This window comes from Helicobacter aurati, assembly GCF_003364265.1.
Classification (GTDB): Bacteria; Campylobacterota; Campylobacteria; order Campylobacterales; family Helicobacteraceae; genus Helicobacter_A; species Helicobacter_A aurati.
On the sequence record NZ_NXLW01000004.1, the window covers coordinates 140,909 to 152,219 of the forward strand.

Annotated in this window: 9 protein-coding genes; 4 read left to right on the top strand and 5 right to left on the bottom strand. The window is 36.3% G+C overall.

Translation table 11 applies throughout. The features are described 5' to 3' along the window. Positions 1–5 precede the first annotated feature (5 nt). Positions 6–737: a (Fe-S)-binding protein gene (locus CQA66_RS03435; RefSeq protein ID WP_104763091.1), complete on the bottom strand. Its 732-nt coding sequence runs from the start codon at positions 735–737 to the stop codon at positions 6–8. A gap of 230 nt (positions 738–967) precedes the next feature. On the opposite strand from CQA66_RS03435, the gene CQA66_RS03440 reads away from it, so the two are divergent. Together CQA66_RS03440 and CQA66_RS03445 are read left to right on the top strand one after the other, a co-directional pair. Then, the gene (locus CQA66_RS03440) at positions 968–1,255 is read left to right on the top strand and encodes an acylphosphatase (protein WP_104763092.1); all 288 of its coding nucleotides are present in this window, start codon (positions 968–970) and stop codon (positions 1,253–1,255) included. Between the two features lie 21 nt (positions 1,256–1,276). Further along, positions 1,277–2,812 carry a Mur ligase family protein gene (locus CQA66_RS03445; protein ID WP_104763093.1) on the top strand — a complete coding sequence of 512 codons (1,536 nt, stop codon included), beginning with the start codon at positions 1,277–1,279 and terminating at the stop codon, positions 2,810–2,812. Positions 2,813–2,852: 40 nt separating this feature from the next. Here CQA66_RS03445 and CQA66_RS09130 read toward each other — a convergent pair whose 3' ends face one another. Next, positions 2,853–3,155 (bottom strand): hypothetical protein, encoded by a 303-nt coding sequence (locus CQA66_RS09130; protein ID WP_147289202.1) that lies wholly within the window; start codon positions 3,153–3,155, stop codon positions 2,853–2,855. Between the two features lie 41 nt (positions 3,156–3,196). Here CQA66_RS09130 and CQA66_RS03450 point away from each other — a divergent pair, with 41 nt between their 5' ends. Next, a complete protein-coding gene (locus CQA66_RS03450; RefSeq protein ID WP_104763094.1) occupies positions 3,197–6,439 on the top strand; it encodes an efflux RND transporter permease subunit in 3,243 nt (1,080 codons plus the stop codon). Between the two features lie 207 nt (positions 6,440–6,646). Here CQA66_RS03450 and lolA read toward each other — a convergent pair whose 3' ends face one another. From lolA to CQA66_RS03465, 3 genes are all read right to left on the bottom strand, one after another. Next, positions 6,647–7,195: a LolA-like outer membrane lipoprotein chaperone gene (gene lolA, locus CQA66_RS03455; RefSeq protein WP_104763095.1), complete on the bottom strand. Its 549-nt coding sequence runs from the start codon at positions 7,193–7,195 to the stop codon at positions 6,647–6,649. 94 nt (positions 7,196–7,289) lie between these two features. Further along, positions 7,290–8,309: an HlyD family secretion protein gene (locus CQA66_RS03460; protein WP_104763096.1), complete on the bottom strand. Its 1,020-nt coding sequence runs from the start codon at positions 8,307–8,309 to the stop codon at positions 7,290–7,292. A gap of 21 nt (positions 8,310–8,330) precedes the next feature. Then, on the bottom strand, positions 8,331–9,803 hold the full coding sequence (locus CQA66_RS03465) for a TolC family protein (RefSeq protein WP_104763097.1): 1,473 nt from the start codon (positions 9,801–9,803) through the stop codon (positions 8,331–8,333). 294 nt (positions 9,804–10,097) lie between these two features. Here CQA66_RS03465 and CQA66_RS03470 point away from each other — a divergent pair. Further along, positions 10,098–11,311: PDC sensor domain-containing protein (locus CQA66_RS03470; RefSeq protein WP_181882228.1), on the top strand; the 1,214-nt coding region annotated here is incomplete at its 3' end.

The following is an 11,311-nucleotide window of genomic DNA, read 5'->3' on the forward strand; positions in this document are numbered from 1 at the left end:
GAAATTTATGCTATGCCGACACGTTCTGCGAGAAAGTCATAAAGATGCTTTGATGGTATGTTGCAGCCGATTTTTGCCATAGCACCACTGATATTTAAGAGACATCCTGCATCTGCAGCGATAAGGCAATGTATATCTTTTGTTTGTATATCTTTAATCTTTTCCATGACCATTGCACGGCTAATTTCTGGTTCTTTCACACTAAATGTACCGCCAAAGCCACAACAATCCTCTTCTTTTTCTAGTTCGATAAGCTCTACATTCTGCAATCTACGTAAGAGATTCTTGGCACTTGGTATACATTTTGCTACACGTAACGCATGACAATTTGAATGCCATGTAATCTTAATGGGATTTCCTATGTCATGATAACGAACATTCAATACTTTATCTAAATATTCACTAAGTTCATAGATACGTTTGCTAAAAGCTATAAATTCTTCTTGATAAATACTACCTTCAAAAAGCTCTACATAATCAACTTTCATCATGCCTGCACATGAACCACTAGGAATAATAATAGGGTAATTTTCTTTCAATAAATTAAGATGATATAGAGCTATTTTCTTTGTTTCTTCATAATAGCCGCTGTTATAGCTAGGCTGTCCGCAGCATGTTTGATCTTTTTTAAAGATAACTTCAATGCCCTCTCTTTGCAATAGCTTTATAGCATGCAAGCAGGTATCAGCATAGGCAGCACTGCCTAGACAAGTTGCAAAAAAATACACCTTTGACATAATACTTCCCTTAAAACAAAATTATTTGGTTGCAAAATTAGTTGATTGTATCAAAAATATACTGTTATGATAAAATGAAACATTAATTGCGCAATTAAAATAAGACTATGTATAATAAAGTTACGGTACTTGACATGCGCCCTAGAATTTGACTAGAATCACCATTTCGAGTGAAATTACATACAATCAATGGTTCAATGGTTGATTCTAATGGTTTATAAGGAGGAATAATGAAGCATTACAAGATAACGGCAAAAGGTAGCGTGCAAGGTGTGGGGTACAGGAAATTTACAAAAATGCAAGCAGATAAAAGGCATTATTTAGGCACTGTAGAAAATCTTGCCAATGGCAATGTAGAAATATGGATTGCCTTACCCGATTATAGTCATTTAGGTGAATTTTTAGAGCTTTTATGGGCAGGCAATGGCAGAATGCAAACTCACGGATTTGAAGTAGAAATTATTCAAGAAGTCAATTTCAAACCAAAAGATTCTAAAGATTTTCGAATTATTACATAGTTATCTACAAGGTTAGCTTTTATGCAATCCTTTCATTACGGAGTTGATGTACTCTCTCGCTTTTTATTCATTATCGCTATTACTTATTATCTAGCGACTACTTTGCAATGGTATAACTATAGTTTTTATCGTATTATCGCAAAACATCATAAGTTTGCATGGCATGTTTATTATTTCTTTGTTCCAGTAGTGTGTTTTGTTGTTTTTTATCCATTCTATGATGGATTGCTTTTCTACTTATACTGCTTTTTTATTATGTTGCCCCTTTCTTTTTTGTGGTATCAGCAAAGAGATAAAAAGCTTGTTTGGACTAGAAGAGTAGTTAGACTTTTTCTCTGTATTATTGTGTTATTTATTGCTTGCGAAATCATAGTTACAAAAACTATTGATTATGGAGTGCCACAACATCTTTTTTTGTTTGTTCCGCTTGTTTTAGGAATGCTTTGTTCGATGTTTTACGAGGCTATGGCTTTTAGAATCTATGCGATGAGAGCGCGCCGCAAACTCCTTAATATGTCCAATCTAACCATTATCGCTATTACTGGTAGTTATGGTAAAACAAGCATTAAGAACCTGATTTATCAACTTATAAAAAACGATTTCCAAGCCTATGCTACTCCACGTAGTGTTAATACTTACAAAGGATTGGTGGCTGATATAAATACTTGCCTCCCTAAAGATACACAAGTCTATATTGCAGAAGCAGGGGCGAGAAACAGAGGCGATATAGAGCAAATTTCTCATCTTTTATGCCAGCATTACGGAGTAATTAGCAAAATAGGAAAGGCACATATTGAATATTTTAAGAATATTGAGACTACCGTTCAAACAAAGTTCGAGCTTTGTTATTCGCCCCGATTAAAAAAGATTTTTGTGCAAAAAGATAATCCCATTCCTGTATTAAAAAAGAAAACGTTTTCGTTAGTCCCTTTGCGATTTGGTAGAGAATCTACATCGCAATGTCATGTGGAAAATAGAATTTCTTACCCGTGTGAAATACGTAATCAAACATCAACTCTTGACGGAATAAGCTTTGAAATGCGAATAGATTCTGATTGGGTATTTTTTGAAACTTCCTTGCTGGGTAGATTCACTATTGATAATATAATCGTGGCGGTTTTATTGGCAAGAGAACTTGGTATTGCTATACCGAAGATTCAGCATTATGTGAAGAATCTAGTACCCGTTCCTCATAGACTTTGCAAAATTGTTACACCGCACAAGATTATTCTTGACGATAGCTTTAATGGGAATTTCGAGGGCATGAGTGAAGCAATTGCGCTAGCTTCTTTACATAAGGGGAGGAAGGTTATCGTAACTCCGGGACTGGTTGAATATGATGAAGCGAGCAATATCGCTTTATGCAAGCAAATAGATAATGTCTTTGATATAGCAATTATTACAGGCTCTTTAAATGCAGAATTGTTTGATTCTCATATTTGCAATACGGATAAGATATTTATTAAAGATAAATCTCTCTTAGAATCCGTCTTAGCACGAACAGGAGCAAATGGCGATTTAGTGCTATTTGCTAATGATGCCCCGAATTATATTTGATTGCAAACGGGTACTTTCATACGTCTATCATTGATTTGAATCATGCAATTGTGCGCAGCCTGTCTTTACGTAGCTTCATAACCATCAAATAGAAATGCGCATGTTTTATACCGTTATTCCATTCTATACTGTGTAGTGATAGCATTGAGCTTAGAATCCTTAGCCATAAGTTACATTCATTGTTCTTTGAGCTCTTAATGGTTGCTATGCCCGACTGGTTGCTCTGTATGATAGACTTGTGAAAATAAAGAGAATTGTTGCAACGAAGATTAGAGTAGGATTCCCATTCAACCATGATTATTGACACAATAAGAATCGCTAATAGTATCCATATTGCTAACATGTGGATTCTTCTTGTACTAAAGATTTGTTTTAGGGATATTAATGATAGATTCTATTATTGCTTATAGTGTGAAGAATAAATTTATTGTGTTGCTTCTTAGCGCGCTGCTTTTTGTTGTATCCATAGTCACCTTGCAGAAACTTCGATTTGACGCACTGCCAGATTTAAGTCCGCCGCAAGTAGTTATCGAGATTAACTTTCCTAGTCAAGGACCAAAAATCATTCAAGATCAAGTAACTTATCCCTTAGTAAGTGAGCTTATGTCAATTGCAGACGTTGAGACAGTACGCGGGATTTCAGGTTATGAAAGCGCGTTAATCTATGTGATTTTTAAGGATAAAACAGATATTTATTGGGCTAGAAGTAGAATCTTAGAGCAATTAAATCAAGTGCGAAATATCCCTGCTAATGCCAAAATCACGTTAGGGAGCGATTCTACAAGCGTGGGTTGGGCGTATCAATACATTCTCCATTCTACAAGTAAGAATCTTGCTGAATTAAGAACATTACAGGATTTTTATTATAAGTATGCTTTGCTTGGGGTTGATGGCGTAAGTGAAGTGGCTAGCATAGGAGGGTTTTTACAGAATTATGAAGTACGTATTGACAACGCAAAGCTTTTACGTTACGACTTAAGTTTGCAAGAAGTTATAGATTCTCTAGCGCGCGCGAATAACGACAGCGGGGGCGGTGTCATTATTGAGGGTGGATTTGAGAAAGTTATCCGTGCAAATGGCTACATAAAAAACGAAGAAGATTTAGAAAATACTTTTATCAAAATGCAGGGAAATGTTCCTCTAAGGATACGGGATATTGCAGAAGTTACCCTTGTGCCACAGACTAGGAGGGGAGTGGCTGATGTGAATGGAGAGCGCGAGGTTGTAGGCGGTATTGTGATGGTGAAATACAACGGCAATACTTATGAAACACTGAAGAGAATCAAAGAAAAAATTGCCGCTCTTAATGCGAGCAATGCGGAAGTACAAATTGAGTCAGTTTATGATAGAAGTGAATTAATACAAAAGGCTATTTTTAGTCTTATCACAACGCTTGTTGAAGAAAGCCTCATTGTTTTAATCGTGAGTGTGATATTTTTGTTGCATTTGCGAAGTGCTTTAGTGATTGTGATTACATTGCCTCTTTGTGTGCTTTTTAGTGCCTTGTTGATGTGGATTTTCAATATCGAATCTACTATTATGAGTTTAGGCGGTATCGCGATTGCAATTGGAGCAATGGTAGATGCTGCGATTGTTATGATTGAAAATGCGCATAAGAATCTTTCTCTTGCCCGTAACAAAGAAAAATCTTGTTTTTCTAATACGGGCAATATTCAAGCTGATAATGAGGATTCTGCATTAGACAATAGACAAAGGAATCATATTATTGTAGAGAGTGCCAAGCAAGTAGGTGCGCCTATATTTTTTGCATTGATGATAGTTATTGTTTCGTTTTTGCCTATTTTTGCTTTGAGCGGACAAGAGGAAAGGCTTTTTAGCCCCTTAGCTTACACAAAAACTTTTGCTATGTTGATTGGCGCGTTATTATCTATCACGGTTGTACCTTTGTTAATGGTGATTTTTATTAAGGGTAGAATCATTTGTGAGGAAGATAACCCAATTAATAGATTCTGTATTTGGTTTTATAGTAAAGCTTTATTGCTCGCTTTACGATTCAAGGTTTTTTTTCTTGCGATATGCGTTGCACTGCTTGTTTTGGGATATTTTATAGTAAGGGGCATGAATTGGGAATTTATGCCTCAAATTAATGAAGGCATTATTATGTATATGCCTGTAAGTAACGTCGCCCCTAGTATTGACACTAGTCTTGCGTATTTGCAAAAGGTGGATTCTGTTATTAAGGATTTTGATGAGGTAGAAATGGTATTTGGGAAAGCGGGCAGAGCAAATACCACAAGCGATCCTGCTCCGTTATCTATGCTTGAAGTTTATATGCATTTAAAGCCAGAGTTTCGTTTTGATAGTAAGCAGTGGGCAAATTTACGAGAAAAATTAGAATCTAAATTGCAAATAGCAGGAATTACAAATTCATGGACTTACCCTATTCGTGGACGCACAGACATGCTTTTAACAGGCATTCGTACACCGCTTGGAATTAAGCTGTATGGAAGCGATACTCAAGTCTTACAACAGTTAGCCGTTACTATGGAATCTAAACTAAAAACTATGCAAGAAAGTTTATCGGTTTTTGCAGAACGTGCGAATAGTGGTTATTATGTTGATATGCAAGTTGAAGATTCGAAGTTAGCGCGCTACGGGGTAAGTAAAGATTCTCTATTTAATGTGCTCACTTCTGCATTGGGCGGCATAGAGATTACTAAGCAAATTGCAGGCGTAGAAAATTATCCTATCTCTTTACGATTACAAGATATACAACGTAACGATATAGAATCTATCCGAGAAATCTATATTAAAACTTCGTTAGGGTTTAGACCGTTACGGGAATTGGCGCATATTTCTTATGCAAATGACCCTATGGAATTAAAGAGTGAGAAAGGGCTAAGTGTGAATTTTATCTATATCACACCAAAAGAAGGAGTTAGCGCGAAAGCTTATAAGCAAAAAGCCATGCAGATACTGCAAGATATACAATTGCCTGACGGTTATTATTATGAATTTAGCGGAGAAAGTGAATACATAGAGAAAGCTTTAGATACCTTGCAATATATTATTCCTTTAAGTCTCTTTGTAATTTTTATTTTGATATTTTTTGCATTAAAAAGCTGGAATTATACGTTGCTTTGTTTTTTGACATTGCCCTTTGCAATTTTAGGGGGATTAGGTGCGATTGAATATTTTGGATTCAATTTGAGTATTGCTGGTGTTGTGGGGCTTTTAGCCTTATTGGGAATTGCTAGTGAAACAAGCATTGTTATGCTATTGTATTTAGAACAGAGCTTTAAGGAAATGAAACAGAAATTTTTCTGTGTTAATGGCAATGAATCAACTTTGCTTCATTCGCAGGATTCTCAATTTGTAGTTCAACCCATCTTAGTAGTTAATTGGTTGGTACTCTTAAAGCAATGTGTGTTAAAAGGGGCTGCGCAAAGGGTGCGACCCAAACTTATGACTGTGTTAAGTATCATTGCTTCGCTTTTGCCTATTATGTTCTCTAGTGGCGTGGGAAGTGAGATTATACGTGCTATTGCTGTGCCTATGTTGGGCGGCATGATAACTAGCACGCTTCTTACGCTTTTTATTATCCCAATATGTTTTTATTTGCTTAAAAAAAGAGCATTGCAATTATTGGATAGAAGTAGAATCTAACGGTAAGCAAAGATTCTTTATTGGTTGGTATTGAGTGGGAATACTTTTGCAATTATCACCGTAAATTTGAAATTTTGAGGATTGCAGAAATATTTAAATATCAAGAATATTGAATAAATATTGAATACAATCAATAGAGAAAGGTCATTGAAAGGAGTCTGTTATGCTGTCGGTAATTGGTAGAGCATTGCATTGGTAAAATACTACTTAATGCGCATCGATATATTCTACATCATCTGGTGGTTGCAAGAGGAAAACTTGAGAATCTATCACAGGGTTTATCTCTACATCAGTGAAAGTAATAGAAATTTCATTGTCTAAATTATCTTTATAGGAAAGTAAATAAGGCTTAGAATCCTTTGCAATAAGTGTATATTTTGTATCAGCTATTGTTGCTTCATATTCACCTTTTGTATTTTTTTTGACCATTTTAAGGATATGGATGAAGTCTACGTTTTCTTTGAGTTTTCCTATTGTAACTTGCTTGAGGTTTGGTTCATAGACGAAAGCAGTGTCTTTTTCTAAATACACTTCTTTTTTCAACGGCATGATATATTCCCACTTTACTTTATTTTCTTTGGCATAGAATCTACCTTGATAAATAGCTGGGGTAGCCCCTCGTTCGCCTTTAATCTCCTGTCTAAAATTTGCTTTGAGACTTTCAATATTGAGCCAGCCCGTATCATTCCCTAAGGCAAAGCAGCATAAAAAGAGAGTGATCACAATGATTTTATGTAGAGGAAGTATTTCGCGCATATTAATCCCTTACGAAAGTAAAATGAATATGCTAGCATGATAAATTAAATCATAAATTTCGCCGTTGTACTTAAGGGTTGATCTAATATGGGAATTATAAGGTTATCAAAACACTCATGCCTATACGCAATCCGCTCACTTTTTCTACGGGATATGCTTCTATTTCAAATGACTTTGCATCATAGTTTTGTGTGCTAGCAGTGGCTTTCCACGTGGCGAAATCTCCCATAACGGAGATATAAGTAACGCGGAATCTTACTTCTTTTTGCAAGGCTGGAATAAACCCTACAAATTCACTTCCTTTCTGGAATCTTGAGAGATAATTCTCACTAACGCTCAAACGTAACCAAGAGTCTTCTAAATCCACAAGCATAACCACAGGGAATCCGCTTGGTGCTAATTCGCCGCTATGAATAAGAATATTGCTTACTTCTCCGTTAGCTGGTGCTAAGGCTTTTATGTCTTCTGTGTAGGCTTGCACTTCTTGAACCTGTCCTAAGGCAGCTTTTTCTTTTTGTGTCGTTGCCTCTTTTGTTTCGTCTCTCGCTCCGCTTAGGGCGAGTCTGTACTGTTGATAACTTGCATTTTCATTGTTTTTAGCACTTTGGTAGGCTGCATAAGCTTCGTCTCTTCTCTGTAAACTCATTACGCCGTCTTTGTAGAGCTCTTGTATTCGCTGATAGGTTTTATAAGCTAGTTGTGTTTGTGCTTTAGCGGCTTGCCAAATATCTTTTGCAGATTCTATATTCTCATTTCTTGAACCGTTGTGCGCCTCTTGATTAAGTGCCTTTGCCGCTTCGTATCCAGCCTCTGCTTGGGCAAGTTTGGCTTCTAATTCTGGGCTTTTAATGGTAAAAATAACATCACCTTTTTTTACAGTGTCCCCTTTGTGTACGAATATTGTATCAATTCTACCCGCAAGCTTTGAGCCTACGGTGTATTCACGTGCGCTTATTTGTCCCTGCAATACTTGTGCTTTGGGTTTATACGCTCGATAAAAAGTCGTGATAAGCCATACCACAATGGATAAAGCCACTGCGACTATAAAGAGAAGATTCCAAATTTTCTTTTTGTCGCGTAAGAAATTTTTATTGTTGTGTACAAACTCTGCCATTATTTTTCCTCTTGTTTGGATTTAGTGATGCACAATGGTAAAGAATTTTGTAATATCACCATGTAATGCCATAAGTTTGGCTAAATACAGAATCTCTTTATAGGCGATACTTTGTTGTTGCGTAAGGCTTGAGAGTAAGGCGTTTCTCGCGTCATTAACTTGTGTGCTTGTAGCGATGCCTTGTAAAAATGCTTTCTCTTGCAAGCGCAAATTTTCTTTTGCAAGTAAAATGCTGGAATTTAAGCTATTGTATTCTTGGTGCGTGAAGATAACTTGTTTGTAGCTTTTTGCAACAAGTAATTCTATATCTTTGATAGCTTGAGATTCTAAAGCAGTCGCGTGTAGCTGCTCTATTTTTGCAATTTGATATTTTTGTATTTTACCATCAGGAGAGAGGATAGACCAATTCGCACCAATCCCCATAAACCAATTTGGTGCAATTTGCTCTAATCTTGAGCGATTGTCTGTAGCTATAAAAGAACCAAATGCTATAAGTTTTGGCATAAAATTGCCAAATGCAATATGCTTTTTATACTCGGCTATCTGTTTGTTGTTGGCTGCAATACGTAATGCTGGATAACTTTGCAATGCCGAATCGATGTAGTATTGTTTGTTCTGCAATGTGTAATTTTCTAAGGATAAACTCGAGGTGGGTACAACATGTGTGCTATTAAGGATGCTATCAAGTGCCAATTGTGAAACCTCTAAAGTATTGCGTGCAGCCAACGTGACGTTTTTTGCTTTATCGTAGGCTACCTGCGCTGTGAGTAATTCTATTTGTGCGATTTGTCCCAATTTATAGAGTTTGTTGGCGTTTTGATAGTGAATAAGTGCGCCTTGTTCCATTTCTTCGGAAACTTTAAGAATCTCTTTATGCAGTACAACGGCATAGTAGATTCCAACTAATTCTTCAAAAGTGGCTAATTCTCTAAGACGTAATGCCTCACGGGAATCTTTTGCTAACACATTGGCTATCTTGCTTCCATACCATCGTTTTCCGCCCGTATAAATTGGATAAATAATATTGAGTGCTCCTAGTACTGCATCTTGCTGCATAAGCGTTATTGGTGTACTTATTGTCGTAAGAATATTAGAGAGTATAGGGTTAGTGTTGCCTATATTGGCTTGGATTTGTTGCAATGCCGCTCTATCGTGGATTACATCAAGTTCTAATTTTTTATCGAGGTGTAGATACAACGCGCTAAGACTTATTTCTGGGAGAAAGGAGAGTTTACTTGCTAATGCAAGCTTATCTGCTTTTTGTGTGTTAAGCATTTCGGAGCGAACGCCTTCATGCGTAGCTAATACTTGTTGCCACGCTTCTTGGATGCTAAAGGGATGCGTTGATTCTTCATTGCTTGCTATGCTGTGGGAATTTGTAGCAAAAGCTAACGGACAATGTAGGTAATTTAGCAAGAAATACACAAGAAAAATCTGACAAAGTGCTACAAGAATCCTTTGATAGTTGTAAAAAACTCTTTGCAATATTGCCATTTGTATCAAATAGCCTTTTGTTCAATATAAATGTCAATTATAGTCAATTTTTATTCAATATTATCAATAATTATGAGCAAGTCTATGATATAGCGTCAATAAGGCAATCAAGAGAGTTTTTTAATTGTTGTATATTATATTATGAAAAATGTAACTTTAATAATACAAAAAAAAAAAAAACGATAAAAAACTATAAAAATTAGTATAATAGATAAACATAAGCTGTTTCTAGCAAGCCAAATATCTCGTTGAGTGTTGGAACAAAGTTTATAGAATATTTTTACAAGGCTTCTTATGATTTTTTCTCGGTTGAATATTGGAGCAAAAGTCTCCTGTATCATTGCATTGCTTGTTGTCGTTTGTGTTTGTGCTCTTTCTATTTGTGTTATCTTGTTTTCTAAAGAAGCAATGGAAGGACAAAATGAGAAAATTCTCAATCAATCTACCTATAGGTATGCCAATTTGTTTAATGGTGTCGCGATGCAAACCCTTGATTTATTGCACGCACGTGCTGGGGTGATTGATATGCAAATCAACAATAATCCGAATATCAGTGATTTGGAGAATGCTGTTGCTTCTCTCCTTGAGAGTATTCGCAGCACTAATTATGTGTATTTGTATATTCCTAGATTGAATATTTCATTAAATGGAACGACTAATCAGCAGCAAGTTGTTATCCTCGCCGGGCAAGGAAGCATTGGGGAAAAGCCTCGTGTTATCGAGGATAACGGTTTGATAACACAATTCGAATCAATACATAAAGCAATGATAAATAATAGAGCAAGCCTTTCTGATCCTCAAAAGATTAATTTTCAGAATCGAGAGTTGTTTGTTCAAAGTTTTTCTGTTCCTATTCATGATGCAAATGGTAATGCAATAGGGGCACTTGGTTGTTTGGTGGATTTTAACATTATTGGAGCCCCTTTCCTTAGTCCAGAAGCACAAGTGTTTGTTAATGACCAAAGATTTGTGATAAACGAGAACGGTATTATTTCTGTGAATCAGAATCCCCAATATGTAGGAGCTAAGTTAGATCAGCTTGTTCCTACACAACAGGCAAAAGATATTGTAGTAGCGGCGAAACAAGGTAGAGGAGGGATATTTCCTTATCGTACTGCAGCTGGAATAGAAGGGGTAATAAGCATGTATGCCGTTGAGCCGATTCCTGAAAGTGGTGCTTATTGGAACATTATTTCTTATATCCCGAATAGTTCAATCATGCAACCGATTATTAAGCTTACTTGGATAATTATTGTACTTGGGGTTGCATCGATTGTTTTAGTTGTTTTAGTTACTATGTTATATCTTCGTGTATCGGTAACATCGCGCATACGGATTATTCGTAATATTCTTGCAGAATGTTTCAAATACCTCAATCATGAAACCAAACAACCGCCTGTCCTAGTTCCAGTCAACTCCCATGACGAACTAGGCAATATGGCAGAAGCCATTAATGCCAACATAGAAAAAACACAAAAGAGCCTAGAACAAGATTCTCATGCAGTTTC